This is a genomic window from Micromonospora sp. NPDC049282, from assembly GCF_043197045.1.
Taxonomy (GTDB): Bacteria; Actinomycetota; Actinomycetes; order Mycobacteriales; family Micromonosporaceae; genus Micromonospora.
In genome coordinates this window covers 167,782-194,381 of record NZ_JBICSL010000006.1, presented here as the reverse complement: position 1 = coordinate 194,381, position 26,600 = coordinate 167,782, and the positions used below count along the sequence as shown (strand labels likewise).

The 26,600-nt window shown below is 73.1% G+C and carries 28 protein-coding genes; 20 read left to right on the top strand and 8 right to left on the bottom strand.

Translation table 11 applies throughout. From position 1 onward, the window contains the following. The first annotated feature begins 48 nt into the window (after nt 1-48). The 3 genes from dnaJ to ACGFI2_RS13565 all read left to right on the top strand — a co-directional run bounded on the left by dnaJ (nt 49) and on the right by ACGFI2_RS13565 (nt 2,176). The gene (dnaJ, locus tag ACGFI2_RS13575) at nt 49-1,239 is read left to right on the top strand and encodes a molecular chaperone DnaJ (protein WP_393515510.1); all 1,191 of its coding nucleotides are present in this window, start codon (nt 49-51) and stop codon (nt 1,237-1,239) included. A gap of 24 nt (nt 1,240-1,263) precedes the next feature. Continuing rightward, on the top strand, nt 1,264-1,704 hold the full coding sequence (locus ACGFI2_RS13570) for a heat shock protein transcriptional repressor HspR (protein WP_393515507.1): 441 nt from the start codon (nt 1,264-1,266) through the stop codon (nt 1,702-1,704). A gap of 265 nt (nt 1,705-1,969) precedes the next feature. After that, entirely contained in the window at nt 1,970-2,176 is a 207-nt protein-coding gene (locus ACGFI2_RS13565; RefSeq protein WP_393515504.1) for a hypothetical protein, read from the top strand. 208 nt (nt 2,177-2,384) lie between these two features. Here ACGFI2_RS13565 and ACGFI2_RS13560 read toward each other — a convergent pair whose 3' ends face one another. The 3 genes from ACGFI2_RS13560 to ACGFI2_RS13550 all read right to left on the bottom strand — a co-directional run bounded on the left by ACGFI2_RS13560 (nt 2,385) and on the right by ACGFI2_RS13550 (nt 4,700). Further along, complete coding sequence (locus ACGFI2_RS13560; RefSeq protein ID WP_393515501.1) at nt 2,385-2,813, bottom strand: hypothetical protein; 429 nt, start codon at nt 2,811-2,813, stop codon at nt 2,385-2,387. A 169-nt stretch (nt 2,814-2,982) separates the two neighbouring features. Next, complete coding sequence (locus ACGFI2_RS13555) at nt 2,983-4,194, bottom strand: cation:proton antiporter (protein WP_393515498.1); 1,212 nt, start codon at nt 4,192-4,194, stop codon at nt 2,983-2,985. 5 nt (nt 4,195-4,199) lie between these two features. Beyond that, nucleotides 4,200-4,700: a cation:proton antiporter regulatory subunit gene (locus ACGFI2_RS13550; RefSeq protein WP_393515495.1), complete on the bottom strand. Its 501-nt coding sequence runs from the start codon at nt 4,698-4,700 to the stop codon at nt 4,200-4,202. 204 nt (nt 4,701-4,904) lie between these two features. On the opposite strand from ACGFI2_RS13550, the gene clpB reads away from it, so the two are divergent. The 14 genes from clpB (at nt 4,905) to ACGFI2_RS13480 (ending at nt 17,276) form a co-directional block, all read left to right on the top strand. Continuing rightward, nucleotides 4,905-7,496: an ATP-dependent chaperone ClpB gene (gene clpB, locus ACGFI2_RS13545; RefSeq protein WP_393515492.1), complete on the top strand. Its 2,592-nt coding sequence runs from the start codon at nt 4,905-4,907 to the stop codon at nt 7,494-7,496. Nucleotides 7,497-7,671: 175 nt separating this feature from the next. Beyond that, nucleotides 7,672-8,037, top strand: a complete 366-nt coding sequence (locus ACGFI2_RS13540) for a hypothetical protein (RefSeq protein ID WP_393515489.1) — start codon at nt 7,672-7,674, stop codon at nt 8,035-8,037. 93 nt (nt 8,038-8,130) lie between these two features. Beyond that, nucleotides 8,131-8,766, top strand: a complete 636-nt coding sequence (locus ACGFI2_RS13535; protein WP_393515486.1) for a DUF4178 domain-containing protein — start codon at nt 8,131-8,133, stop codon at nt 8,764-8,766. A 2-nt stretch (nt 8,767-8,768) separates the two neighbouring features. Further along, nucleotides 8,769-9,263 (top strand): DUF2617 family protein, encoded by a 495-nt coding sequence (locus ACGFI2_RS13530; RefSeq protein WP_393515483.1) that lies wholly within the window; start codon nt 8,769-8,771, stop codon nt 9,261-9,263. Then, a complete protein-coding gene (locus ACGFI2_RS13525) occupies nt 9,260-9,685 on the top strand; it encodes a DUF4247 domain-containing protein (protein WP_393515480.1) in 426 nt (141 codons plus the stop codon). Before ACGFI2_RS13530 ends, ACGFI2_RS13525 begins: the two co-directional genes overlap by 4 nt. A 29-nt stretch (nt 9,686-9,714) precedes the next feature. Then, nucleotides 9,715-10,137 (top strand): DUF350 domain-containing protein, encoded by a 423-nt coding sequence (locus tag ACGFI2_RS13520; protein WP_393515477.1) that lies wholly within the window; start codon nt 9,715-9,717, stop codon nt 10,135-10,137. Beyond that, entirely contained in the window at nt 10,137-10,979 is an 843-nt protein-coding gene (locus ACGFI2_RS13515; RefSeq protein WP_393515475.1) for a hypothetical protein, read from the top strand. Before ACGFI2_RS13520 ends, ACGFI2_RS13515 begins: the two co-directional genes overlap by 1 nt. Then, nucleotides 10,976-12,544, top strand: a complete 1,569-nt coding sequence (locus ACGFI2_RS13510; RefSeq protein WP_393515472.1) for a polyamine aminopropyltransferase — start codon at nt 10,976-10,978, stop codon at nt 12,542-12,544. The genes ACGFI2_RS13515 and ACGFI2_RS13510 overlap by 4 nt, the downstream gene beginning before the upstream one ends. A gap of 40 nt (nt 12,545-12,584) precedes the next feature. After that, the gene (locus ACGFI2_RS13505) at nt 12,585-13,583 is read left to right on the top strand and encodes a hypothetical protein (protein ID WP_393515836.1); all 999 of its coding nucleotides are present in this window, start codon (nt 12,585-12,587) and stop codon (nt 13,581-13,583) included. Between the two features lie 67 nt (nt 13,584-13,650). Beyond that, nucleotides 13,651-14,445: a hypothetical protein gene (locus ACGFI2_RS13500; RefSeq protein ID WP_393515469.1), complete on the top strand. Its 795-nt coding sequence runs from the start codon at nt 13,651-13,653 to the stop codon at nt 14,443-14,445. Between the two features lie 72 nt (nt 14,446-14,517). Next, nucleotides 14,518-15,339 carry a hypothetical protein gene (locus ACGFI2_RS13495; protein ID WP_393515466.1) on the top strand — a complete coding sequence of 274 codons (822 nt, stop codon included), beginning with the start codon at nt 14,518-14,520 and terminating at the stop codon, nt 15,337-15,339. Next, complete coding sequence (locus ACGFI2_RS13490; RefSeq protein ID WP_393515463.1) at nt 15,336-16,145, top strand: SDR family NAD(P)-dependent oxidoreductase; 810 nt, start codon at nt 15,336-15,338, stop codon at nt 16,143-16,145. Before ACGFI2_RS13495 ends, ACGFI2_RS13490 begins: the two co-directional genes overlap by 4 nt. Nucleotides 16,146-16,301: 156 nt before the next feature. Further along, nucleotides 16,302-16,841: an orotate phosphoribosyltransferase gene (gene pyrE, locus ACGFI2_RS13485; protein ID WP_393515460.1), complete on the top strand. Its 540-nt coding sequence runs from the start codon at nt 16,302-16,304 to the stop codon at nt 16,839-16,841. 57 nt (nt 16,842-16,898) lie between these two features. After that, a complete protein-coding gene (locus ACGFI2_RS13480; RefSeq protein ID WP_007073957.1) occupies nt 16,899-17,276 on the top strand; it encodes a helix-turn-helix transcriptional regulator in 378 nt (125 codons plus the stop codon). A gap of 173 nt (nt 17,277-17,449) precedes the next feature. On the opposite strand, the gene ACGFI2_RS13475 is transcribed toward ACGFI2_RS13480, so the two are convergent. The 4 genes from ACGFI2_RS13475 to ACGFI2_RS13460 all read right to left on the bottom strand — a co-directional run bounded on the left by ACGFI2_RS13475 (nt 17,450) and on the right by ACGFI2_RS13460 (nt 24,041). Further along, a complete protein-coding gene (locus tag ACGFI2_RS13475; protein ID WP_393515833.1) occupies nt 17,450-18,232 on the bottom strand; it encodes a DedA family protein in 783 nt (260 codons plus the stop codon). A 79-nt stretch (nt 18,233-18,311) separates the two neighbouring features. Next, entirely contained in the window at nt 18,312-20,825 is a 2,514-nt protein-coding gene (locus tag ACGFI2_RS13470; RefSeq protein ID WP_393515456.1) for a polynucleotide kinase-phosphatase, read from the bottom strand. Continuing rightward, nucleotides 20,822-22,258 (bottom strand): 3' terminal RNA ribose 2'-O-methyltransferase Hen1, encoded by a 1,437-nt coding sequence (locus tag ACGFI2_RS13465; protein WP_393515454.1) that lies wholly within the window; start codon nt 22,256-22,258, stop codon nt 20,822-20,824. Before ACGFI2_RS13465 ends, ACGFI2_RS13470 begins: the two co-directional genes overlap by 4 nt. Before the next feature lie 226 nt (nt 22,259-22,484). After that, entirely contained in the window at nt 22,485-24,041 is a 1,557-nt protein-coding gene (locus ACGFI2_RS13460) for an LPXTG cell wall anchor domain-containing protein (protein ID WP_393515451.1), read from the bottom strand. Between the two features lie 167 nt (nt 24,042-24,208). Between ACGFI2_RS13460 and ACGFI2_RS13455 the strand changes: the two genes are divergently transcribed. After that, nucleotides 24,209-24,691 (top strand): SigE family RNA polymerase sigma factor, encoded by a 483-nt coding sequence (locus ACGFI2_RS13455; RefSeq protein ID WP_393515448.1) that lies wholly within the window; start codon nt 24,209-24,211, stop codon nt 24,689-24,691. Beyond that, complete coding sequence (locus tag ACGFI2_RS13450) at nt 24,691-25,734, top strand: LCP family protein (protein WP_393515445.1); 1,044 nt, start codon at nt 24,691-24,693, stop codon at nt 25,732-25,734. The genes ACGFI2_RS13455 and ACGFI2_RS13450 overlap by 1 nt, the downstream gene beginning before the upstream one ends. 6 nt (nt 25,735-25,740) lie before the next feature. Here the strand turns inward: ACGFI2_RS13450 and ACGFI2_RS13445 are convergent, their stop codons facing one another. After that, nucleotides 25,741-25,953 (bottom strand): hypothetical protein, encoded by a 213-nt coding sequence (locus ACGFI2_RS13445; protein WP_393515442.1) that lies wholly within the window; start codon nt 25,951-25,953, stop codon nt 25,741-25,743. Between the two features lie 137 nt (nt 25,954-26,090). On the opposite strand from ACGFI2_RS13445, the gene ACGFI2_RS13440 reads away from it, so the two are divergent. Beyond that, nucleotides 26,091-26,474 carry a phage holin family protein gene (locus ACGFI2_RS13440; protein WP_393515439.1) on the top strand — a complete coding sequence of 128 codons (384 nt, stop codon included), beginning with the start codon at nt 26,091-26,093 and terminating at the stop codon, nt 26,472-26,474. Nucleotides 26,475-26,600: the final 126 nt, after the last annotated feature.

Below are 26,600 nucleotides of genomic sequence, written 5' to 3'. Positions count from 1 at the left end.
CGGGCGGGCGGGACGACCGGGATTCGACCCGTGGAAGGGGGTGGACCGGTGAGTTCCAAGGACTGGCTCGAGAAGGACTACTACGCCGCGTTGGGCGTGGACAAGTCCGCCTCCTCGGACGACATCAAGAAGTCGTACCGGAAATTGGCCCGGGAGTCGCACCCGGACCACAACCCCGGTGACAGCGGGGCCGAGGAGCGGTTCAAGACCGTCTCCGAGGCGTACGCGGTGCTCGGCGACGAGAAGAAGCGGCGCGAGTACGACGAGATGCGGTCGCTGTTCGGCTCGGGCGCCTTCCGGCGCAACGCCCGGGGCGCGGGTCAGCCGGGCGGCGCGCCGTTCGACGTCTCCGACCTGTTCGGCGGCGGTGGCGGCGGCGGTGGCGACAACCGGTTCGGTGGGGGCGGCTTCACCGACCTGTTCAGCACGATCTTCTCCGGCGGGGGTGGCGCCGGCGGCCCGGCCCGCCCGCGTGGCCCGGCCCGGGGTCGGAACGTCGAGGCCGAGGTGGCCCTCGACTTCTCCGACGCGGTCCGCGGCGTCACGCTGCCGCTGACCCTGCGCGCGCCCGGGGTGTGCGACACCTGCCACGGCAACGGCGCGAAGCCGGGCACCCAGCCGGTGGCCTGCCCGGTCTGCCACGGCGCCGGGGTCACCACCCGCAACCAGGGGTCGTTCAGCTTCTCCGAGCCGTGCCGCAACTGCCAGGGCGTCGGCACGGTCGTCGAGGAGAAGTGCCCGGAGTGCCACGGCACCGGCGGGGTCACCAAGACCCGCACGTTGAACGTGCGCTTCCCGGCCGGGGTGGCCGACGGCCAGCGGATCCGGCTGGCCGGTCGGGGCGAGCCCGGCGAGCGGGGCGGCCCGGCCGGAGATCTGTTCGTGCACGTGAAGGTCCGCCCGGACGAGCTGTTCGGGCGCACCGGGGACGATCTCACCCTGAACGTCCCGATCACGTACGCCGAGGCCGTGCTCGGCACCGACCTGCGGGTTCCGACCCTGGACGGCACCGTGACCCTGCGGGTGCCACCGGGTACTCCCGCCGGACGGGTGCTGCGGGCCCGGGGCAAGGGCGTCGTACGCAAGGACGGCCGCGCCGGCGACCTGCTGGTCACGCTCGACGTGGTGGTCCCGGCGACGGTGTCGGACGAGGCGCGGGCGGCGCTGGAGACCTTCGCGGCGCAGACCCCGCCCGCCGCGCGGGAACATCTCGAAGCGCGGGTACGTCGATTCAGTTGACGGCGGCAGCGGAGGTGAGCGGGCATGTCGGAGGAGTACGTCGGGTCGGGTGACCCGGCCTACGAGGCCAAGATCTTGATGATCTCGGTGGCCGCGCGGATGGCGGGCATGCACCCCCAGACGCTGCGCCAGTACGACCGGTTGGGCCTGGTGCAGGCCGGCCGGGCGGCCGGCGGCGGCCGGCGGTACAGCGTCCGGGACGTGGTGCTGCTCCGCGAGGTGCAGCGCCTCAGCCAGGACGACGGGATCAACCTGGCCGGAGTCAAGCGGATCATCGGGCTGGAGCGGCTGCTGGAGGAGGCGCAGCAGCGGGTGGCCCGGCTGGAGGCGGAACTGGACGCCGCGTACCGGCGGATCGCCGAGCTGGAGTCGCTGGGCGGCTTCCCGCGCGGCGACCTCGTGCCGACCAACCGCACCTCCACCGCGCTCGTCGTCTGGCGTCCCCGCCGCACTCCCGACCGCTGACGCCCGCTGCTCGCGCTCGTCCGAAGGCCGGCACGCCCCGCTGCTCGGGGGCGGTGCCGGCCTTCGCATTCCTGCTGCCTCCGAGGCTGCACGGCTGGTGGGTGGACCGCCATCGGTGTCTGCGGGCCGTTGCGGGACACATGGTGTTCCACCCGTGGGTGCCGGCCGGAGGTTGGCGAAAGTGGGGCGCGGTGGGGGGCGGTCGACTACGCTTTCACTCAGGGATAAAAGCCCTGAAACGGAATCCGGGCTGGCGGGGGGAGCCATGGCGGAACCGGCGAAGTCAGTGGCGGAACGGGCCGAGGAACGCCTGGAAAAGGTGGCCGAGAACGTCAAGGAGCGATTCGACCGGGTCACCGAGGGCCGCTTCAGCGACAAGGTCAAGCAAGGACGCTTCGCCGACCAGACCGACCACGGGGTGGATCAGGCCAGGGACGACGAACGGCGCAAGAAGCAGGGCGGATCGACCTGATCATCCGCCGACGTGCGGGCCGGGACCCACGGGGGGTCCCGGCCCGCACGTCCGTGTGGTGCGGGCCGGGACGCGGAATGCCCGGGCGGGGGTCCCGGCCCGTTCGTCTTGATCGACACCGTATCGGCGAGGTGGTGGGGTAGCGCGGGTGTCGATACCGCCACCTCGGCGACGTGGAGTGGATCAAGGTGGGCGGGATCGGGCCGGCTCAGAGGCGGCGGTTCTCGCGAACCAGGCCGCCCTCGCACCAGTCCCGGTAGACGAAGAGGTCGGGGCGGGCGAGCAGGACCCGGCTGTTGTGCGCCCAGTTGCGCATCAGGTCGTCGCCGGCCCGCTCGGCGTGCTCGACCAGCTTCCGGAAGCGCCGCTTCGGGTGCGCCCGGAAGTTCGTCCGGATGCCGTCGGCGGCGTAGATGTAGAGGCAGTGCAGCGCGAACCGGCGGGCCGGGCAGTTCTGGTCCACGGCCAGGTCGAACAACGTCTGCACCAGGTGGTCACCGGCGACCAGCAGGTCCCAGTCCGGCGGCATGGAGGTCAGGGGCACCGAGTCCGGCTGGTAGGCCCAGGCCCGCAGTTCGGCGGGCGAGGGGTCGACCGGATTGGCAAAGCCGTGGAACGTCTCTTCCTGCACGCTCACCGGCCGACCTTCCGCATTCGCTGGCGGGGGCGCTGGCCGCCCCCAGATGCTGGCTGCTGGGGCGCCACGTTAACGCGGTTGGGTGGAGCAGTGGTAGACCTTCCCGGGATCAATTTGACAACCGTTGGCCGGGCCGGACCGCTGAGTCGCGGGTCCGGCCCGGCTGAGGTCAGTCGCCGACCCGTACCTGGGCCGCTGCCCGGGCGGCGGCGGCGCGTTGGCGCAGCCACTGCTTGAACCACGGCATGTCCGGCAGCCGGGCGAGCAGCGGACCGGTCACCACCGTGATCAACACGTATGCCGTGGCGAGCGCGGCCAGCTTGGGCTCCACCGGATAGACGGCCGAGACGGCCAGCCCGGCGATGACGATGGAGAATTCGCCGCGCGGGGTGAGCGCCAGGCCGGCCCGCCAGCGGCCGGGCTCGGCGATCCCGGCCCGGCGGGCGGCCAGGTAGCCGGTGGCCACCTTCGTCGCCATCGTCGTCACGGCCAGCAGCAGCGCGGGCAGCAGCACCGGCGGCATGTCCAGCGGGTTGGTGACCAGCCCGAAGAACACGAAGAAGACGGCGGCGAAGAGGTCCCGCAGGGGCGAGAGCAACTGGGTGGCATGGTGCGCGACCGGCCCGGACAGCGCGATGCCGACCAGGAACGCGCCGACCGCGGCGGAGACCTGGAGCTTGGCCGCGACGCCGGCGACCAGCAGGGTCAGGCCGAACACGCCGAGCAGGAGCGCCTCCGGATCCTTGGCGGAGAGCGCGGTGGAGATCAGGTGCCCGTACCGGATCGCCACGGCCAGCACCACGACCACGGTGAGCACCGCGACGGCGAGCGCGAAGCCGCCCTTGACCAGGCCGACCCCGGCGAGCAGCGCGGTGACCAGCGGCAGGTAGAGGGCCATCGCCAGGTCCTCGATCACGAGCACGGAGAGGATCACCGGGGTCTCCCGGTTACCGACCCGGCCCAGGTCGCCGAGCACCTTGGCGATCACGCCCGAGGACGACACCCAGGTGACACCGGCGAGCACCACGGCGGCGACCCAGCCCCAGCCGAGCAGCAACGCGAAGGCGAAACCGGGCAACGCGTTGAACACCGCGTCGATCAGGCCGGCCGGCGCCGCCGAGCGGAGGTTGCCCACCAGCTCGTTGGCGCTGTATTCGAGGCCGAGCATGACCAGCAGCAGGATCACGCCGATCTCCGCGCCGACCGCGAAGAACTCCTCGCTGGCGTTGAGCGGCAGCAGGCCGCCGTGCCCGAACGCGAGGCCGGCGAGCAGGTAGAGCGGGATGGGCGAGACACCGACGCGACGGCTGAGCCGACCGAGCAGACCGAGCAGGAGGAGCAGCGCCCCGACTTCGACGAGCAGGATTTGGGTTTCGTGCATACGCGTCAGCCGTCCGGATCGGTCTCGGCGAGGATCCCTGTCACGCCGTCGAGACCCTGGCGGGTGCCGACCACGACGACCACGTCGCCGGATTCGAACCGGAAGGTGGGGTCGGGCGAGACGTTCACCTCGCCCTGACGCAGCACGGCCACGATCGACGCGCTGGTCCGGGTGCGGGCCTTGGTGTCGCCGAGCCGCCGGCCGACGTACTTCGAGCCGGCCGGGATCACGATCTGCTCGGTCAGCAGCCCGGCGGCCTGCTCACGCAGGCCGGAGAGCTGACCCAGCATCAGCGACGCGCCGAGGATGTCGGCCAGCGCCTCCGCCTCGTCGTCGGTCAGCGGTATGTCGTGCTGACAGGAGTCGGGATCGTCCGGGTCGTAGAGGACCAGGTCGCGGCGGCCATTGCGATGGGAGACCACGCCGAGCCGGCGGCCGGATTCCGTCATGAGGTCATGACGTACGCCGATTCCCGGTAAGGCGGTCTGTTCGACACGTACTCGCACGCGGGTGAGGCTACCTCTGCGCCGCACGTGCTCCTCCCGGGGTCGAGCCACGGCCGGGTGCACCTGTTGTCGCCGGGGCGGCGACAGGTGCACCCGAACAGCGGCGACTGGACAGTGACCCGGGTCACACCGTAGGAGTTGAGCGGAATAGACTCAAGTCTGATTGTGTCGTTCCCAGTGGACACGCCGATCCCGGGGGAGCCCATGAACACCGAACGCCTCACCACCAAGAGCCGCGAGACCATCACCGGTGCCGTCGCGCTGGCGAACCAGCGCGGTCACGCCACCGTGGAGCCCTGGCACCTGCTGCTGTCACTGCTGGACACCGACGGCTCGACCGCCGCGGGCCTGCTGCGCGCCGTCGGGGCCGACCCGGCCGAGCTGCGCCGGGTCGCGCTGCGCGCGGTCGACGCGCTGCCCGCCGCGCGCGGGTCCAGCCTCGCCGAGCCGACCCTGGCCCGCGAGTTCGTCAACGCCATCGGCGCCGCCGAGCAGATCGCCCGGCCGCTGGGTGACGAGTACACCTCCACCGAGCACCTGCTGGCCGGGCTGGCCCGGGTCGGCGGCGCGGTCTCGGTCGCGCTGAAGAACTCCGGCGCCACCGAGGAGAACCTGGTCGCCGCGTTCCCGACCGTCCGGGGCGGCGACCGGCGGGTCACCACGGCCGACCCGGAGCAGACCTACCAGGCCCTGGCCAAGTACGGCGTCGACCTCACCGCGAGCGCCCGCGACGGCAAGATCGACCCGGTGATCGGCCGGGACTCGGAGATCCGCCGGGTGATCCAGGTGCTGTCCCGGCGTACCAAGAACAACCCGGTGCTGATCGGCGAGCCGGGCGTCGGCAAGACCGCCATCGTCGAGGGCCTGGCCCAGCGGATCGTGGCCGGCGACGTGCCGGAGTCGCTGCGGGACAAGAAGCTGGTCTCGCTCGACCTGGGCGCCATGGTGGCCGGCGCGTCCTACCGCGGGCAGTTCGAGGAGCGGCTCAAGTCCGTCCTGGAGGAGATCAAGAACTCCGACGGGCAGGTCATCACGTTCCTCGACGAGCTGCACACCGTGGTCGGCGCCGGCAAGGGCGAGGGCTCGATGGACGCCGGCAACATGCTCAAGCCGATGCTGGCCCGTGGCGAGCTGCGGATGGTCGGCGCGACCACGCTCGACGAGTACCGCGAGCACATCGAGAAGGACCCGGCGCTGGAGCGCCGGTTCCAGCCGGTGCTGGTCGGCGAGCCGACCATCGAGGACACCATCGGCATCCTGCGCGGGCTCAAGGAGCGCTACGAGGTGCACCACGGCGTACGGATCACCGACGCCGCGCTGGTCGCCGCCGCCGCGCTCTCCGACCGCTACATCACCGACCGGTTCCTGCCGGACAAGGCGATCGACCTGGTCGACGAGTCCGCGTCCCGGCTGCGCATGGAGATCGACTCCCGGCCGGTCGAGGTGGACGAGATCGAGCGGGCGGTGCGCCGGCTCGAGATCGAGGAGATGGCGCTGGCCAAGGAGCCCGACGCCGCCTCCGCCGAACGCCTGGAGCGGTTGCGCAAGGAGCTGGCCGACAAGCGCGAGCAGCTCACCGCGCTCTCCGAGCGCTGGCAGACCGAGAAGAGCCACATCACCAAGCTCTCCACCGCCAAGGAGGAGCTGGAGCGGCTCGGCGGCGAGGCCGAGCGGGCCGAGCGGGACGGCGAGCTGGAACGCGCCGCCGAGCTGCGGTACGGCCGGATCCCGGCGCTCAAGGGTGAGCTGAAGCAGGCCGAGGAGGAGCTGGCCCGGCTCCAGGCCGACGGCGCGATGCTCAAGGAGGAGGTGGGCGCGGACGACATCGCCGCCGTGGTCGCCTCCTGGACCGGCATCCCGGCCGGCCGGCTGCTCGAGGGCGAGACCGCCAAGCTGCTGCGGATGGAGGAGTCGCTGGGCTCCCGCGTGGTCGGCCAGGCCGAGGCGGTCGGCGCGGTCTCCGACGCGGTCCGCCGCGCCCGGGCGGGCGTCGCCGACCCGGACCGCCCGACCGGCAGCTTCCTCTTCCTCGGCCCGACCGGTGTCGGCAAGACCGAGCTGGCCAAGGCGCTCGCCGAGTTCCTCTTCGACGACGAGCGGGCCATGGTCCGCATCGACATGAGCGAGTACGGCGAGAAGCACTCCGTGGCCCGGCTGGTCGGCGCCCCGCCCGGCTACGTCGGCTACGAGGAGGGCGGGCAGCTCACCGAGGCGGTGCGCCGCCGACCGTACTCGGTGATCCTGCTGGACGAGGTGGAGAAGGCCCACCCGGACGTCTTCGACGTGCTGCTCCAGGTGCTCGACGACGGCCGGCTCACCGACGGCCAGGGCCGCACGGTGGACTTCCGCAACGCGATCCTGATCCTCACCTCGAACCTCGGCTCGTCGGTGATCAGCGACCTGACGCTGACCGAGGAGGAACGTCGGGAGGGTGTGCTCGCGATGGTCCGGTCGCACTTCAAGCCGGAGTTCCTCAACCGGCTCGACGACATCGTGGTGTTCGCCGCGCTCCAGGGCACCGACCTGCGGGCGATCGTCGACATCCAGCTCGACCGGCTGCGGCGCCGACTGGCCGACCGCCGGCTGGGCCTGGACATCACCGACGCCGCCCGGACCTGGCTGGCCCAGCACGGGTACGACCCGATCTACGGCGCCCGGCCGCTGCGCCGCCTGGTCCAGTCGGCCATCGGCGACCGCCTCGCCAAGGCGCTGCTGGCCGGCGAGATCCGCGACGGCGACACCGTCCGGGTGGACCTGGCCGACACGAAGGACTCCCTGGCCGTCACCGCCAGCTGACCCCCACCCCACGAAGGCCCGGCCGGCGGCCGGGCCTTCGTGTTGCCCCGCCCGTCCCCCGACGATCAAGGAGTTCGGGTCGCCTGCCGTGCCCTCCTGACGCGAACTCCTTGATCACCCAGCCAGGGTCGGGCGGGGCGGGTGAAGAGTGGGTGGGGTGGGCACATAGTGGGGTATGAGCGGGAAGCGTGAACTGGACCAGGCCGTGCGGGAACTCGACGACGCGGACACCCTGGCGTTCGGCGGGGTCGGCTTCGCCGGGCAGATCCTGCCCGCGACCGAGGCGTACCGGCTGCTGGAGCAGGAGCTGCGCGAGCACCCGGAGGCGGCCCGGAAGCGGGTCGAGCGGTTGCTCAAGAAGGGCACCCCCGCCGGGAAGGCGTACGCGGCAAGCCTGCTCGAAGCGGTCGACCCGGCCGCCGGGCGGGACGCCTGGGAGCGGTTGCGCGGCGACGACGGCGAGTTCACCACGTTCAGCGGCTGCGTGATGGGCCGGACGACGCTGCGCGAGTACGCCGCCGAGCGCCTCGCCGGCGGCTGACCGTAGCTGATCACACACTCAGCGAACAGGGCTTCAGGTGAGGTGCGCGGGGTTGTTACCGTCTCCGCCGATGCACGTTGGGGGGAGGCGGTCGTGAACGGTTCGGTGGCGTACGTGGTGGCCACGCTGGGGTGTCTGCTCGGGGTGGCCGGCGTGGTGGTCGCCGTGATCGCGCTGCGCAGGTCCCGGTCGACGGCCCGGCCGAAGACGTCGGCGCCCGGTGACCCGTTCCGGGACTCCGACGCGGACGCGTTGCGCGGTGACCCGCGCGCGCTCAAGCCCGGCGACATCGTCGAGATCCGCCAGGTGCCCTACACTGTGCGCGGCTCGGTGCACCTGGTCGAGGGCGGCTGGAGCTGGGCGGAGCACCTGCTCGACGACGCGGGCGGGGTGAAGCGCTGGCTCTCCGTCGAGGCGGAGCCCGACCTGGAGATGGTGCTCTGGGCCAGCGAGCCGGGCGCCACCGTCACCCCGGGCGCCCCGACGCTGGAGATCGCCGGCCGCCGCTACAACTGGGACGAGTCCGGCCAGGCCCGGTACACCGCCACCGAGGGCACCGGCCTCGACCCGCGCGGCACCATGCGCTACCACGACTACCAGGCGCCCGGCGGGGCCCGGCTGTCGTTCGAGGCGTACGGCGAGGCCGGCTGGGAGGTGAACCTCGGTGAGGAGCTGCGCCGCGCCGAGGTGATGATCTACCCGCAGGGCGGCCCGGACCAGGTGAAGTGAGCGTGCTCGTCGCCCTTCGGACCCCGTACGTCGACAGCCGCGCCGCCGACCTGAGCCTGACCCTCGGCGGCCCCGAGCTGCCGGCGCTCGCCGTCCGCGACGTCGACCTGCCCGGCGGGCCACGGCTGCGGTTGCGCCTGCTCGGCGCCTCCCACCAGGTCGTCGCCGGCACGCTGACCGAGACGGTCGCCTGCCTGCCCGGCCGCCGGCCGCACCTGCCGGACACCCTGCACGACGTCACCGCCGGCTACCGCTTCACCGCCACGGTGCTCCGACCGGCCGGCGACGGCCTGCGCACCCGGGTCGCGGCGCTCCGCGCCGAGCTGGCCGGCGACCCGTACGCGTTGGTCGGCGTCTTCCCCGGCGACGAGGACGCGATCACCGCGCTCGCGGTCGCGCCCGACCCGCCGGCCGGCGCGGTCGCGTGGCGCACCTGGCACGCCTATCCCCAGACCAACGAGCTGGTCCTGACCGAGACGGTGGTGGAAGAGCTGTGACGTACCGACGGTGGTTCGTGGTGGGCGTGGCGGTCGCCGTCGTCGGCGCACTCGTCGCCGCCTTCGCGATCTTCTACGGCAACTTCTCGCCCCGCGGCTACGTGCAGGACCACTTCTCCCGGGCGTCCGGGCGGGACATCGGCTCGCAGGCGATCGCGTACACCTCGAACAAGTCGCCGAGCCAGGTGTCGAAGGAGATCACCGACACCTGGCAGCCGGCCGACCAGTACGTCGACGGCAGCGGCGTCTACCTGCGCTACGACGACGACTCGGTGGTGATCCTCCCGCTCGCCGTCGGCTCGGTGATCCTGCTGGAGCGGATGAGCTCCGCGTATCCCCGGTACCACGGCGTCGTCGGCAACGGCTGGGGCTGGGGCCGAGGCAGCACCGTCCGGGGCGGCGGCCCCGGCGCCGGCAAGTAGCCCCCGACCCCCTCACCCTGGAGTCCCCTGTGCAGCATCTCGTCACCGACCTGCTGGTCACCCTCGCCTACGGCGTGGTCGGCGTGGTCCTGATGGCCGTCGGCTACCTGCTTGTCGACCTGGCCACCCCCGGCAAGCTCCACGAGCTGATCTGGACCGAACGCAACCGCAACGCGACGCTGCTGCTCGCCTCCAACCTGATCGGCGTCGGCACCGTCGTGGTCGCCGCGATCGTGGCCAGCGACGACGACTTCACGCTCGGCCTGGTCGGCGCCGCCGCGTACGGGATCCTCGGCCTGGTCATCATGGCGGCGGCGTTCGTGCTGCTCGACGTGGCCACCCCCGGCAGGCTCGGTGAGCTGCTGGTCGACCCGGAGCCGCACCCGGCGGTCTGGATCTCCGCCACCGTGCACGTCGCCACCGGTGCGATCATCGCCGCCGCGATCAGCTGATGACCGGAAAGGCCGCCGCCGGCACAAAGGACAAGGCGAAGGAGAAGCGGCAGACGGCGGTGGCCTGGGCCGTCGTGCTCGGGCTGTTCATCGGTGTGCCCTGCGCCATCGGGTTCGTCACCGGCGGCGACGGCGACACCGACGTGCCCGCGCCGACGACCGAGCAGCGGACCGCCACCGTGCCGCTGCTGGCGTCCGCGTTCGAGGGCCAGGGCATCTGCTACGGCTGGGTACTCTACGACTGGAGCACCGAGATCAGCGCCGGCTCCAACCTGGGTGACCGGGTGCCGGTGCGGGACGACCCGCGCTGCCCGCGCTGGATCGAGGTCTCCGCCGTCGTCCGCTACACCTCCTCCAGCAGCGAGTCGCAGGACTCGGCGAGCGTCGGCGTCGTCGGCTCCGCCGACATCGAGCACGCCGACCTCTACCCGATCGCGGCGGGGCTGAGCCGGTTCGGGCTGGACGAGGACGCCTTCGTCGACGAGCCGGGCTGGGCGATCACCCGGGCGACGACGGTGCTGCCGCTGCTCGCCGCCGAGGTCGGCCTGACCGACCCCGCCCCCATCGTCGCTGCTCCGGCGACCGGCACGCCGGCCCCGCTGCCGAGCGCCGGCAACGACCTGCTGCGGGACCGCCAGGGCTGGCTGCTCACCGCCGCCGGTCTGCTGGTGGTCGCCGCGCTGTTCACCGCGGTGGGCGTGCGGCAACGCCGCCGGGCGACCGCTCCGGGTCGCGGCGCGGCGCCGGGCGCGCCGAGCCGGAGCGGCCGGCAGCCTCGGGGACCGGTGCCCGCGCAGCGCCCCGGGGCGGAAGTCGCCGGGCGTACCCGGGAGGAAGCGTGACCGTCGACGTGCCCGTGCGGCCGCGGTGGCGCGCGGCCCGCGCGGCGGTCCTGCTCGCGGTCTTCGTCTGCGCGGCCTGCGGTCTGGTGTACGAGCTGGCGCTGGTCGCGCTCGGCAGCTACCTGATCGGCGACGCGGTCGGCCAGGCGTCGATCGTGCTCGGCGTGATGGTCTTCGCGATGGGCGTCGGCGCGCTGGTGGCGAAGCCGTTGCAGTCCCGGGCGGCGGTCGCGTTCGCCGCGATCGAGCTGACCCTGGCGCTGCTCGGCGGCCTCTCCGTGCTCGGGCTCTACGCGGCGTTCGCCTGGCTCGACCTCTACGGCCCGGCGCTGGTCGGCACCGCCTTCGTCCTCGGGCTGCTGATCGGCGCGGAGATCCCGCTGCTGATGGTGATGCTGCAACGCATCCGGGAGCAGTCAGCCGGCAGCGCGGTCGCCGACCTGTTCGCCGCCGACTACGTCGGCGCGCTGCTCGGCGGGCTGGCCTTCCCGTTCCTGCTGATGCCGGTCTTCGGCCAGCTCAAGGGCGCGCTGGTGGTCGGCGCGGTGAACGCGGTCGCCGGGGTCGCGCTGGTCCTCACCGTGTTCCGCGACGAACTCGGCCGCCGGGCGCGGGTCGGCCTCTGCGCCGGCTCCGTCGTGGTCGGCCTCCTGCTCGGGTACGCCTGGGTGACCGCCCACGACTTCGAGGTGACCGCCCGCCAGCAGCTCTACCGCGACCCGGTGGTGCACGCCGAGCGCAGCCGCTACCAGGAGATCGTGCTGACCCGTTCGGTGCGGGAGGTCGGCCACCGCGACACCGACCTGCGGCTGTTCCTCAACGGCGACCTCCAGTTCAGCTCCGTCGACGAGTACCGCTACCACGAGGCGCTGGTGCATCCGGCGATGCGCGGGGCGCACGGCGACGTGCTGGTGCTCGGCGCCGGCGACGGGCTGGCCGCGCGGGAGATCCTCAAGTACCCGGACGTGCGCTCGGTGACGCTCGTCGATCTCGACCCGGCCGTGGTCTCGCTGGCCCGCAGCGAGCCGCAACTGCGCGACCTGAACCACCTGTCGCTCGCCGATCCCCGGGTACGGGTGCTCAACCTCGACGCGTTCGGCTGGCTGCGGACCGCCACGCAACGATTCGACGTGGTGATCGCCGACCTGCCCGACCCGGACGAGACGGCCACCGCGAAGCTCTACACGGTCGAGTTCTACTCACTGGTCCGCCCGGTGCTGGCCCCCGGCGGCCGGCTGGTGGTGCAGTCCGGCTCGCCCTACTTCGCGCCCCGGTCGTACTGGTCGATCGAGCGGTCGGTGCGGGAGGCGGGTTTCGGCACCGTGCCCTACCACGTCGACGTGCCGAGCTTCGGCGACTGGGGGTTCGTGCTCGCCGCGCCCGGCGGCGCCGCCCCCGCGCTGGCGCTGCCGGCCGACGCGCCGCCGCTGCGTTTCCTCACCCCGGCGGTGCTCGCCGCCGCCGCCACGTTCCCCGCCGACCGGGGCCGGGTGGACGTGCCCGCCTCGACGCTGCTGCAACCCAGGGTGCTGGAGTACGCGCGCGAGGAGTGGCGCGGCTACTAGGTTTCGGAGCATGCGGTCACACCACCGGCTGGCCCGTCGGCTGCCGACGCGGGCGATCGACGCGGCCGCGTACCTCCAGGCGTTCGTGCTCTCCGGCGTGGTCACCGTGCTGGCCGTCCGGGCGTACCTCCAGGCCACCAACTACCCGCAGCTCGGCGGCGGCGGGCTGCACATCGCGCACGTGCTCTGGGGCGGCCTGCTGCTCGTCGTCGGCCTGGGGATCGCGCTGGTCTTCCTCGGCGGCGGACCGCGCACGGCCGGGGCGGTGGTCGGCGGCATCGGGTTCGGGCTGTTCATCGACGAGGTGGGCAAGTTCGTCACCGCCCGCACCGACTACTTCTACGCCCCCGCCGCCGCCATCATCTACCTCGTGTTCGCGCTGCTCGTCCTGCTCACCCAGGCGGTACGCGGTCGCACCGGCCGATCCCGGCTGACCCCGGCCGAACGTACCGCCAACGCGCTGGACCTGGTGCTCAGCGGCCTGCCCGGCGGGCTGACCGACCGGCGCCGGGCCGCCGTGCTGCGTCTCGCGCAGGGCACCGGTCCGGCCACCGAGGCGGCCGTCGCCCAGTTGCTGGCCGCGGTGCCCCGCCGGGAACCGCCGCCGGTGCGGTTCTGGCAGCGCGGCGCCCAGTGGGCCCGGCGGCTCGCCGCCTGGGCGGTCAACCGGCGCTGGCTGGTCTGGCCGGTGGTGGTCTGGCTGGTGGTGGAGCCGGTGGTGACCGTCACGGCGGTGATCCTCGACGGCGTGACCGGCGAGCTGGACCAGGAGCGGGAGTGGGGCGCGGTGCTCGGCGTCAGCGCCACCGCGCTGGTCACCGCCGTGCTGAGCCTGCGGGCGGCCTGGCTGCTGCGTCGCGACCGGACCCAGGCGTTCCGGCTGTTCAAGCTGGCCCTGCTGGTCGACCTGCTGTTCGGGCAGGTCTTCAACTTCACGGTCAACCAGTTCGGCGCGGTCTCCGCGGTCGCGCTGGACCTGGCGCTGCTCGGCGTGGTCACCGCCGAGCACCGGCGGCTGCGCCGCGCCGCCGACCGCTGAGCCTTTCTACCGTGCCCACCTGGTCCGGGATCGCTACGGTGGTCATCTCATCGAGGGAGGGAGAATCATGGTAAATGCTCCGGGCACCACGCCCCGCGCGCGTCCCAGTGTGGTGACGCTTTCCAGCTGGCTGCTCATTCTCGTCGCCGTCATCCAGGTGCTGAACCTGATCGTGACGTTGGCCGTCATCGGCAAGATCCGCGACGTGCTCAAGGACGCGTACGCCGGCACGTCGGCCGAGTCGGCCGGCGACCTCGCGTACGCCTTCACCATCGGCTCGTCGGTGCTGACGCTGCTGCTCGCGATCGGTCTGGTCGTGCTGGCGCTGCTGAACAACCGGGGGCGGAACGTCTCCCGGATCATCACCTGGGTGGTGGGCGGCATCCTGCTCTGCTGCACCGGTGGCGGCCTGCTCAACGGCGTCTCCGGCGGGATGATGGGCGGTGGCGGCAACACCAACGGCGACCTGCCCAGCACGCAGGAGATCCAGCGCCGGCTGGAGGACGCGCTGCCGTCCTGGTACACCCCGGTCAGCCTGCTGCTCGGCATCGTCGCGCTGCTCGCCCTGCTGGGCGCGCTGATCCTGCTGGCACTGCCGAAGGCGAACGAGTTCTTCCGCAAGCCGAAGGCGGCCTGGGAGCCGCCGGTCCCGGGTGGCGCCTACCCGGCGTACCCGTCGGCCCCGGGCCAGTCGGGCGACCCGGCCTACCCGTCGGCCCCGGGCCAGTCGGGCGACCCGGCCTACCCGTCGACGCCGGGCCAGCCGGGCACGCCGCCGGCGACGCCCGGTGACCGGCCGCCGGCCGGACCGCCCGGTCAGCCGGGTGAGCGACGCGACCCGGAGCCGCCATCCGGAAGTTGACGGCCGGATAACAGCGACGCCGACGATCCCTCCGAGTAGGTTGCATGCCAACGCCTACCGGAGGGATCCGTCGTGTCGTACCCCGATCGGGCCGCGCCCCGCCGGCCGGCCACGGTCGTCGCGGCGGTGGCGGTGCTGCTGCTGATGGCGGTCGGCGCCGTGGCGTACGCGGTGACGAACCTGGCGGTGGCCGGCGGCACGATCGACCGGTTCCGCGCCGCCGCGGGGGGCACCGGCGCGGGCGGCGGCGACATCGACCGGGTGGCCGGCCTGCTGCGCGGCTCGACCGTGCTGGCCGCCGTGCTCGGCGTGCTGGCCGCGGTGCTGTTGGTCGGGCTCGCGCTCGGCCTGCTCGCCGGCCGCCCCGGCGCGCGGGTGGCCACCTGGGTGGTCGCCGGGCTGGGCCTGCTCTGCGGCTGCTGCGGGCTCGCGGTGCTGGTCGGGCAGCGGGCCGCCCCGCTGCGGCTCGGCGCCGACGACCGGGTCACCGCCGACCTGCTGGGGTTGGTCGGCGACGCGTACCCGGCGTGGTGGATCCCGGTCAACGCGGCGCTGTCGGTGGCGCAGGTCCTCGGCTACCTGGTGGTCGCCGCGTTGCTCACGCTCCCCTCGGCCGGCGCGTTCCTGCACCGCCGTGCGGCCCCGGCGGGGCGGCCGTCCGGCCCGGCGACCGGCTACGGCACCACCGCGTCCGGCGCGCCCGTCTCGGGGCCGACGCCCTGGGGTCCGCCGCCGGGCCTGCCCGCACCGTCGGCGCCACCCTCGTCCGCCCCGCCACCCTCGTCCGGCCCGGCGCCCGGGTTCGCTCCGCCCGCGACGCCGTCCGGTCCGGTGCCGCCCTCGTCCGCCCCGCCACCGGCCGGGTCGCCGTCGCCTCCGGAGGATCGCGCATGACCGGGGCGTCCCGGCCCGCCCACCGCCGTGCCGTGGTCACCGGCGCCAGCCTGGGCATCGGCGAGGCGTTCGCCCGCCGGCTCGCCGCCGACGGCTGGGACCTGGTCCTGGTGGCCCGGGACGCCGTCCGACTGGAGGCGCTGGCGTCGGAGTTGACCGGCCGGCACGGCGGCGAGGTGGAGACGGTCCCGGCCGATCTGTCCACCGACGACGGTTGCGCGGTGGTGGAGCGCCGGCTGACCGACGGCCCGCCGGTGCACCTGTTGGTGAACAACGCCGGGATCAGCCTGAACACCCCGTTCGTCCGCTCGGCGGTCCCGGACGAGTCCCGACTGGTGCGGCTCAACGTGCTGGCGGTGCTCCGGCTGACCCACGCGGCGCTCGGACCGATGATCGAACGCGGCGAAGGGGCAGTGATAAATGTCTCTTCGGTTGCGAGTTTCGGCGTCCCCATGCCGGGATCGACCTACTCGGCCAGCAAGGCGTGGGTGACGAACTTCAGTGAATCGATCGGTCAGTCGGTGGCGCCGCTCGGTGTGCGCGTGATGGCGCTCTGCCCCGGCTACACGCGCACCGGCAATCACGAGCGCGCCGGCATCGACATGTCGCGCCTGCCGGCCTGGGCCTGGCTGCGGGCCGACGAGGTCGTCGACGAAGGGCTGCTTGACCTGCGCAAAGGCAAGCTGGTGAGCGTTCCGGACTGGAAGTACAAGGTGGCCGTGGCCGGGCTGCGGCACGCGCCGAAACGGCTGCTGCGGCGGTTCACGCGGGACACCCGGGGCCGGGTCGACCGGACGCGTGGCTGACCGGATGCGCCGGCCACCGGACGGACCGAACGGCGACGCACCGGGATGGACGGTCGCGCAGCGTAGCCGGGCATCGCCACTCATCGGTCGCCCGCAGGGTTGACCTCGGTGGACCCCACGGGCGGCGCACAGACTCGCGAAGTACGCTCTGTTGCCATGGGGGACCACGACGACCTGCGCAAATTCATCACCGACCTGGCCGTGGTCCACGGTCGGGTCGTGCTCTCATCGGGCCGCGAGGCGGACTGGTACGTCGATCTGCGTCGCGTCACGCTCCATCACCGGGCCGCCCCGCTGATCGGCCGGGTGATGCGCGACCTCACCGCGGACTGGGCGTACGACGCGGTCGGTGGGCTGACCCTGGGCGCCGACCCGGTGGCGATCGCGATGCTGCACGCCTCGGCCGGCACCGACCGCCCGCTGGACGCCTTCGTGGTTCGAAAGGCGGGCAAGGCGCACGGTCTCCAGCGTCGCATCGAGGGACCGGACGTGGCCGGGCGTCGCGTCCTGGCGGTGGAGGACACCTCGACGACGGGCGGAAGTGTGTTGACCGCCATTGAGGCGTTGCGTGCGGCCGGGGCGGAAGTCGTGGGTGTTGCGGTTATTGTTGATCGAGGTGCCGGCGACGCGGTGCGAGCCGCCGGATTGCCTTATCGGGCCGCCTATACGTTGGCTGACCTCGGCCTTGTGGCCTAAAAGTTTGCCGATTCGGATCTGCTGATATGCAGGCGGATCGATGCTGCTGGTGGAAGGATGGAATACGTGGGAACTGCGTTGGCTGAAATGACCATGCCTCAGATCTCGCCGCTTGCCGGCGAGCCGATCGAACGCGCCGATGCCGAGCGGCTGGCGGGGGTCCTCAAGGCCCTTGCCGACCCCGCCCGGCTGCGGCTGCTCAGCCTGATCCAGTCGGCTCCCGAGGGGGAGGCGTGCGTGTGTGACCTCACCGCGCCGCTCGGCCTCTCGCAGCCGACGGTCAGCCACCACCTGCGTATCCTCACCGAGGCCGGCTTGCTGGAGCGGGAGAAGCGCGGGGTCTGGGCGTACTACCGGCTGGTGCCGACCGCGATCGCGACGATCGCGGATCTGCTCACCCCGCCGCGGAAGCGGGCCACCAAGAAGGCTCGCTGACGTCACGGCCCGTCCTCCGACGGGCCGGCCGGACGCGGCTGTGATCGATGGCGTGCCAGGGGTGGCGCCACCGGTCGCCTGGTGACGGCTGCCGTCACCGTGCCGTCCGCGGCCCGACAGTCATGCGCGAAGGCCGGCCCCCGCCCGGGGCCGGCCTTCGGCGTCCGTGCCGGTCAGCGGCGGTGCTGACCGCCGTGCCCGTGCGAGTGGTCGTCGCCGTCGATGGCGTCCCGGGCCGCGTCCACGGCGCCGGCCGCGGTCGCCGCGGCGATCACCGCGACCGCCTCGCCGCGCTTGCGCGCCTTCCGGTCGCGGAGGAACTCGAAGAAGATCGGCAGCACCGAGATCAGGATGATCAGCGCCACCACCGGCAGGATGTACCGGTCGATCTTGTCGCCGATGGCGTTGTAGATCTGGCGCGCCAGCAGGTAGCCGATCAGCAGGATGCCGTCCACCCAGAGGACCGCGCCGACCACGTTCCACACGAAGAACTGCCGGGCCGGCATGCCGAGCACCCCGGCCACCGGGTTCAGGAAGGTCCGCACGATCGGGATGAACCGGGCCAGCACCACGGCCTTGGCCGGGCCGAACTTCTGGAAGTAGTACTCCGCCTTCGCCACGTACTCCCGCTTGAACAGGCGCGAGTTGGGCTTGTCGAACATGCGCCGGCCGTAGCGGGCGCCGAGCCAGTGCCCGAGCTGGGCGCCGGCGATCGCGCAGATCGGGCCGCCGATCATCAGACCGGCCAGCGACAGCCGGGTGCCGTCGCCGAAGATGGCGTCGGCCACCGGGGAGGCGGCCACCCCGGCCAGGAAGAGCAGCGAGTCGCCGGGGAAGAAGAAGCCGACCAGCAGACCGGTCTCGGCGAACAGGATCGCCCAGACGCCGATCATCCCGAAGGTGTGGATGAGATCCTTCGGATCGAGCGGGTTCAACGCTACGTTCTCGGAGATCATCCGGGTCTTCTCAGCTGTGTCCACGGCCACAAAGGGTACCCGGGCCCGGTCCGGCCTCGCGGCGGACCGGGCCACCTGGTCACAGGCGCGGGTCGACGGGTTCCGACTCGCAGGCGAGGATCGCGAAGACCAGCTCGTGGCGACGCCAGAGCGGGGCGTCCTCGGCCAGCGCGTCCAGGGCGGCCAGGCCCAGGCCGTGCTCACGCAGGGCCAACCCCCGCTTACGGCCCAGCGAACGCCGGCGCAGCGCGGCGAGCTGCGCCGGCTCGGTGTAGCCGGGGCCGTAGATGATCCGCAGGTACTCCCGGCCGCGGCACTTGATCCCCGGCTGGAGCAGCGAACCCTTCGGCGAGCGGGCGGCCAAACCCCCGTACGGCTTGACCACCATGCCCTCGCCGCCGGACCCGGTCAGCGCCAGCCACCAGTCGGTCGCGGCCGCCACCGCCGCCTCGTCGGCCAGCTCCACCACCAGCCGCCGGGTCGGCGTGAAGAACTCCGGGTCGGCCGCGCGGAGCCGGTCCGCCAGCGCCAGGTGCCAGCCGTGGTCGCGGTCCGCGTAGCTGGCCCCGGCCCCGGCCAGCACCGCGAACGGCGCCAGCGTCACCCCGCGCAGGCCGTCGGTCGGCCCGACGTACGCCCGGTACGCCGCCGAGTACGCGGTCACCTCGGCCGCCCGCTCGGCCATCCGGGCCCGTAGCCCGTCCACCGGCAGCCCTCGTCCGGCCGCCGCGTCCACCGTGGCCAGCACCGCGGGCAGCGCCGCCCGGCCGGCCGCGCCGACCCCGGCGTACTGCTCGCGGATCAACCCGCCCGCCTTCGCCGACCAGGGCAGCAGCTCCGCGTCGAGGAGCAGCCAGTCGGTGCCGAACTCGGCCCAGAGGCCGGCGGTGGTGACCGCCGCGCGGACCCGGGCCAGCAGCTTCTCGTCGAGCGGGGGCCCGAAGAACGGCCGACCGGTACGGGTGTGCACAACCCCGCCGCCGAACCGGCCCGGATCCCGCTCCACCAGCACCACGGCCCGCGAGCCCATGTGCTTCTCCTCGCAGACCACCCGGTCCACGCCGGCCGCGCGGTAGTCGGCGAACGCCTCCGCCGGGTGCTCCAGGAACCCCTCGACGGTCGACGTCGAGCAGGGCGCCATCGTCGGCGGGAGCCACACCAGCCGGCCCGGGTCGACCGCGTACCGGCTCATCACCTCCAGCGCGGCGGCGGCGTTCTCGGCCGGCACGGTCAGCGACCCGTACGCGTGGGTGAGGTGCCGGCGCCCGGTCACGTCGGCCAGGTCCAGCACGGTGTCCGGCCGCGCCGGGGCCGGCGGGACCAGCGGGCGGGCCGGGGCGTACCACTCCCGCTCGGCCGGCACCGCCACCAGCTCCTTCTCCGGGTAGCGCAACGCGGTCAGCTTGCCGCCGAACACGCAACCGGTGTCCAGGCAGATGGTGTTGTTGACCCACTCCGGTTCGGGCGTCGGGGTGTGCCCGTACACGACCATGGCCGAACCCCGGTAGTCGCGCGCCCACGGGTAGCGCACCGGCAGGCCGTACTCGTCGGTCTCGCCGGTCGTCTCGCCGTACAGCGCGAACGACCGCACCCGGCCGGACGCCCGGCCGTGGTAGGCCTCCTTGAGCCCGGCGTGCGCCACCACCAGCCGGCCGCCGTCCAGCACGAAGTGGCTGACCAGGCCGTCGATGAACGTCTCCGCCTCGGTGACGAACTCCGCCGGCTCCGCGGCGAGCTGCGCCATCGTCTCGGCCAGGCCGTGGGTGAGCCGCACATCCCGGCCGCGCAGCTTGCGCAGCAGCTTCTGCTCGTGGTTGCCCGGCACGCAGATCGCGTGGCCGGCCGCCACCATCCCCATCACCAGGCGGAGCACACCGGGCGAGTCCGGGCCGCGGTCCACCAGGTCACCGACGAAGACCGCGGTACGCCCGGCGGGGTGCGTCGCGTCCACCGGGCGGCCGGCGTCGTCGCGGCGCAGCGCGTAACCGAGCCGGTACAGCACCTCCAACTCGGCGCGGCAGCCGTGCACGTCGCCGACGATGTCGAACGGCCCGGTCAGCTCCCGCCGGTCGTTGAACAGCCGCTCGTAGCGGATCTCGGCGGCGTCGATCTCGTCCACCCCGCGCAGCACGTGCACCTTGCGGAAGCCCTCCCGGGCCAGCCGCCCGTACGACTGCCGCAGGTCACGCCGCATCCGGGTGAGCACCGGCCGGCCGTGCGTCCGGTCGGCGCGTCCCTCCGTACGCTCCCAGGCCACCGCCTCCGGCACGTCCAGCACGATCGCCACCGGCAGCACGTCGTGCTCCCGGGCCACCCGGATCAGTCCGGCCCGGGCGTGCGGCTGGAGGTTGGTCGCGTCCACCACCGTCAGCCGTCCCCGCCGCAGCCGGATCCCGGCCACGTGGTGCAGCGCGTCGAACGCGTCGCCGGACGCGGACTGGTCGTTCTCGTCGTCGGCGACCAGGGCGCGGAACATGTCCGACGAGAGCACCTGGCTGGGCGCGAAGTGCCGGCGGGCGAACGTCGACTTGCCGGCGCCGGAGACGCCGACCAGCGCCACCAGCGCGAGTTCCGGAATGTCCAGGACGGTCATCGGTTCGTCTCCTCCGTCCGGTCGTCGCGGGTGAAGACCGCCAGCTGGGTCGGGGTGCCCACCTCAGCGTCGGCGTCGCCGACGCCGGTGATCGTGGCGGTGTAGCCGTGCGCCGCCGCCACCCGCTCCACCCAGGCGGCGAACTCCGCCCGGGTCCATTCGAAACGGTGGTCGGCATGTCGGAACCGGCCCGGGCCCAGCCCCTCGTAACGGACGTTGTACTCCACGTTCGGGGTGGTCACCACCACCGTGCCGGGCCGGGCGTGGCCGAATACCGCGTCCTGGAGCGCCGGCAGCCGGGGCGGGTCGAGGTGCTCGACCACCTCCATGAGCACCGCCGCGTCATAGCCGCGCAGCCGGTCGTCCCGGTAGGTGAGCGCCGACTGGCGCAGGTGGATCCGGTCCCGCTGCCGCTCCGGCAGCCGGTCCAGCCGCAGCCGCCGCGCCGCCATGGCCAGCGACCGGTCGGCGACGTCGACGCCCACCACCTCGGTGAACCGCCGGTCGGCCACCAGCGCGGTGAGCAGCGCCCCGCCGCCGCAACCCAGGTCCAGCACCCGGCTCGCGCCGCTGTCCCGCAGCGCGGCGAGCACCGCCTCGCGCCGCCGTACCGCCAGCGAGGCGTGGGGCGTTTCGGACGGCGTCTCCGGGTCGACGCTGTCGTCGGCGGGCGGCTCGTCGGCCAGGCGCAGCTCGGTCAGGCGGGCCAGCGCCACGCCGGCCAGGGCCCGGCGGTGCGCCAGGTAGCGGCGGATGATCAGACCCCGCTCCGGGTGACCGGCCAACCAGCCGGACCCGGCCCGCAGCAGCTTGTCCACCTCGTCCGGGGCGACCCAGTAGTGCTTGGCGTCGTCCAGCACCGGCAGCAGCACGTACAGGTGGTTGAGGGCGTCGGCGAGCCGCAGCGAACCGGCAAGCGTCAGGTCGACGTAGCGGCTGTCACCCCATTCCGGGTACGCCTCGTCGAGCGGGATCGGGGTGGCGGTCACGCTCCAGCCGAGCGGGGCGAAGACCCGTACCGCCAGGTCGGCGCCGCCGCGGCAGCGCAGCACCGGCACCCGTACGGTCAGCGGGATCGCGGCGGCGGCCAACTCGGGCCGGTCCCGGGACTCGCCGCGCAGCGCCGAGCGGAACACCTTGGCCAGCGCCGAGGAGAGCAGGCTGGAGGCCGCGTACGGGCGGTCGTTGACGTACTGCCCGAGGGTGAAGCTCTCCGGCCCGGTCGCCTGCCGGCGGCCCCGGCCACCGCCCAGCCTGAGCGGGTCGACCTCGACCAGCAGCGCCGCCGTGCACTGCGCCTCGTCCGCCTCGGGATAGAACACGTGCGCGGCGCCGGTGGGCAGGTCGAAGCTCTGCACGCGGTCCGGGTGCTTGACGAGGAGGTGGCCGAGGTCGGTCGCGGGGCGGTGGGTGGTGGTGAGGGTCAGCAGCACTTGGTTGATGTTCCTTGCTCTTGGTCGCTGTGTCGTGGGGGTTTCCGGGGGAGCCCGACCCGCTCCGGGCGGTCAGGCTTGATCCCTGCGCGGGTCGGGCTCCCCCGGAAACCTGTCGTGGTTGCGCCCGTACCGCCCGTGCTGCTTCTGGGTTCTTCTTCTTGGTCTGGGAAGGGCGGTGCCCCGCCGACCTCTGGTCGGCGGGGCACCTTGGTGCGGTTTGCTGTCAGGCGACGAAGCGGGTCTTGCGGCGGCGGGCCACCACGTAGCCGCCGAAGCCGGCGGCGAGCAGCAGCGCGCCGATGCCGGCGATCAGGCCGGTGGAGGAACCGGTGATCGGCAGGGTGCCGCCGCCACCCTGGCCACCCTCCGCAGCAGCGATGACCAGCGCGGCGGCGTCGTTCTTCGGGTTCAGGTCGGCGATCTGCCCCTTGTCGTCGAGGTCGAAGTGACGCAGCTCGACCTTGCCCGCCGCGCCGCCCGCCTCGACGATCTTCAGGCCGAAGGCGAAGACCGCCGCGTCACCCGCGTGCAGCGTGTCGTACCACTCGCAGGAGTAGATGCGCGCGCCCGGCTCGCCGTACCCTCCGGTCGGCTCCTCGAGCGTGCCCGGCGAGCACCCCTCGGGCGCCTTGACGACCTTGGCGCCGGCCGGCACGGTCACCTGGGCGATGGTGACGATCTCACCCGGCGTCCATGTGTTGGCCATGGCCGGGCCGTGGTTCACGAAGCCGACCTTCGCGGTGACCGTCCGGCCCGGCGTACCCGGCAGTTCGGCGCCGGTGGCGGCGAGGTCGGCCCGCTGGTTGCCGGTCACGGCGACCTCGACGGACGTGATGTTGTTCGTCGGATCGTTGTCGGTCTGCCGAAGCGACCGGGCTTGCGCGGACGGGGCCGGCACCAGCGTGAGCGCGTCGCCGCTGCCCTGCTGCCAGCCGTCCTGCGGCAGGATCTCCTTGGCGAACTCCTCGAAGTCGGCCCCGGTGAACCAGAAGGCCGCACCGTACTGGCGGCTCGGCGCCCAGGCGTCACCGGCGATCTTCAGGGCCGAGGAGCTGTCGAGCTGGCGGCCCGCGCCCGCCGGGATGTCGTCGTCGAACCGGCACACGGTCAACTGCGAGCCGAAGTCGGTGACGCTGGAGCAGTTGCGGTAGCTCGCGGTCGGCGTCAGCGTCGGCATGCTGGCCAGGAGGAGCACCGTCCCGTGCACGTCCCGGTCGCCGATGTTCGCCACGCCGAGCGGGGTCCGGACCGTGGCACCCGGAGCACCGGACAGGTGGAGCTGCTCCGGTGCCCGAAGGTCCACGCCCTCGCCGATCTCGACGGTCGACCGCGTGCTGACCGCCTTTCCGCCCTTGGCCGCCAGGCTCAGGAGCAGGTCGCCCTTGGCGCCCTCCTCGGCCGTGTCCTTCGCCTTGACGGTCAGGTCGAGCACGTAGTCGATGACGTCGGCGCCCTTGAGTTGGCAGGTGAGGACGCCGGCGGTGTCCGTGCACCCGGGCATCCGGTCGGTCAGGGTGATGTCGGCGAAGGCGTCGACCGCACGGTGGTCGACGGTGACGGTGACGTCCTTGGGCAGAGTCTCGGCGAAGGCGTAGAGGGTGACCGCCTTGGCCGGACCGCCGGGCGCGACGATCGCGTCGTTGGCGTAGAGCAGCAGGTCGTCCGCGGGCGGCTCGGGGAGCGCGGGCGGCGCGCCGAGCGCGGGGGTGGCGGAGGCGGCGACGAACGCGCCTGCGACGCCCAACCCGGCGAACCAACGCCGGGTGGAGTTGCTGAGCATGCGGGGGTCCTCCCGTGGGGGTGATCAGGTGGAACCCGTGGAGCTTAAAGATTCCTTAAGCCGTCGCGCTCGCCCGCGCATCGAACACTGACCGAACGGTTGATCAATCACACCGCAATGTTTCGGGTGTCCGTACCCGTCCATGGATCGGGACACCGGGAGGTGCAGTGACGTACGAGGAGTTCGCCGACGCGCGGCTGGGCGCCCTGCTGCGGTACGCGGTCATGCTGACCGGCGATCCGCACCAGGCCCAGGATCTGGTGCAGGACACCATGGTCCGGGTCCAGCTCCACTGGCGACGGGTGGCCCGCAGCGACGCGCCGGAACGGTACGTGCGTCGGATGCTCACCAACCAGTTCGTCGACTGGCGGCGTGGCTCCTGGGTACGCCGGGTGTTCCTACGCGGCGAACCGGACGACTCGGTGCCCGCGCCGGCCGATCACGTCCAGTCCGCGGTGGACCGTGACCAGGTCTGGTCCTGGCTGTCCCGGTTGCCCAGGCGGCAACGCGCGGCGCTGGTCCTGCGCTACTACGAGGACCTGCCCGACGCCGAGATCGCCGAGGTGCTCGGGTGCGCCGTCGGCACCGTCCGGTCCAGCATCTCGCGCGCCCTGGCCACGCTCCGAGCCGAACACGTGGAGGTCTGCTGATGATCGAGCACGAGTTGCGGGCCACGTTCGCCCGGCACGAGGGGTTGACCCCGCCCACCGGTCCGGTCCGGGCCGCCATCCAGCGAGCGGTGGTCCGCCGTCGCCGGCGCCGCCGGGTGGGCACGGCCGGCACGGCGCTGGCGGCGGTCGCCGTGGCGCTGGTCGGCTTCACCGTTGTCGCGCCCCGCCCGCCGGAGTCGGTACGCCTGGGCACGCCGCCACCGACCCCGAGCGGCGCGGTGAACCTGCTCCTGCTCGGTGTGGACCAGGCGGACGCGAACCCGCGCGCCGACTCGATCCTGCTGGTGCACGTCCCGGCCGACCGGAGCCGGCTCTACCTCGTCTCCATTCCGCGCGACCTGCTGATGCCGCTGCCCGGCGGGGAGGCTGACAAGCTGAACTGGACCTTCGGTCAGGCCGCCGGGAGGGCGGGGAACCTGGCCGCCGGCTACCGGGCCACCCGTCAGGCGGTCGACCGGCTGACCGGGGTGCCGGTCGACGCGGGCGCGGTGCTCACCTACCGGGCGACGCGCACGCTCACCGACGCGGTCGGCGGCGTACGAGTCTGCCTGCCGGAGCCGGTGCGCTCGGCCCACACCGGCCGGCACTTCCCGGCCGGCTGCCAGCGGCTCGACGGCACCCAGGCGGTTGACCTGCTCCGGCAGCGGTACGGCCTGCGCGACGGCGCGCTGGATCGGGACCGCAACGCTGTCCGGTACGCCGCCGGTCTGCTCCGCCAGCTGCGGGAGCAGGGCACGGCGACCGATCCGGTCCGGCTCAGCCGGCTGATCAGCCAGGTCGCCCCGACCGTCACAGCCGACACCGGTGACCTGTCCCTGGCGGCGCTGTCCTCGGTGGCCGGATCCGCCGGCGGCGCCGACCCGGTCGCGCTCGCCCTGCCGGTCCGGGCCCGGGAGAATCCGACCGGGTACGGCTTCGAACCGGATCCGGCGCTGGCCCCGGGCCTGCTGGACGCGCTGCGCGTCGACCGGATGGCCGGCTGGGTCGCCGCCCACCCGGCGCAGGTCACCCGCCTGCGCTGACCGCCGTCAGCGGTAGTCGTCCTCGTCGGCGGTGACCACCCGGGCCTGCTCCATGGCGTCCCAGTCACCGACCTCCAGGCCCCGGTGCGGCTCCCCGTCGGCGTCGTCGGGGGTGACCGTGGTGGCCTGCTCGACCGCGTCGGCCGGCTCCGCCTCGGGGTCCCGCTCCTCCGGAGCGAGGTGGTCACTCGGGGTGAAGTCCTCGTCGGGCTGACCCATCGTCCCTCCCTGCGTTCGAAGTGCGGACCGTGCCACCACCACCGTACGGGCTGGTCGGGGCCGCCGCTCGGCGCCGGGCGAACGGCGGAGTCGGCGATTGTCCCTCCCCGGCGGGCGGCCGGTGCCAGGATGGTGGCGTGGGCTTCCTGATCCGGCTGGCGATCACCGCGGTCGCGTTGTGGATCGCGACGCTGATCGTGCCCGGGGTGCAGGTGACCGGCCGCAACGGTGGCAACACCGTGTTCACCCTGATCGTCGTGGCGCTCGTCTTCGGCGTGGTCAACGCGGTGCTCAAGCCGCTCATCAAGGTGTTCGGCTGCGTGTTCTACCTGCTCACGCTCGGCCTGTTCGCGCTCGTGGTGAACGCCCTGCTGTTCCTGCTGACCGACTGGATCGCCGGCGTGCTGCGCCTGCCGTTCCACGTCGACAGCTTCTGGGCCGCGTTCTGGGGCGCCATCGTGGTGTCGGTGGTGAGCTGGCTGATCAGCGTCGCCGTGCCGGACCGGCTGGAGGAGCGGTGAGCGGTGCCCGGGTCGGTTGTGCCCCGCGTTCACTCCTACGGGATACTTCCCGCGGTGGACAGCGCGGTCCGGCGCACCCGAGGAAAGACGGCGGCCTGCACGGCCGAGAGCGGTAAGTAAGGAGCG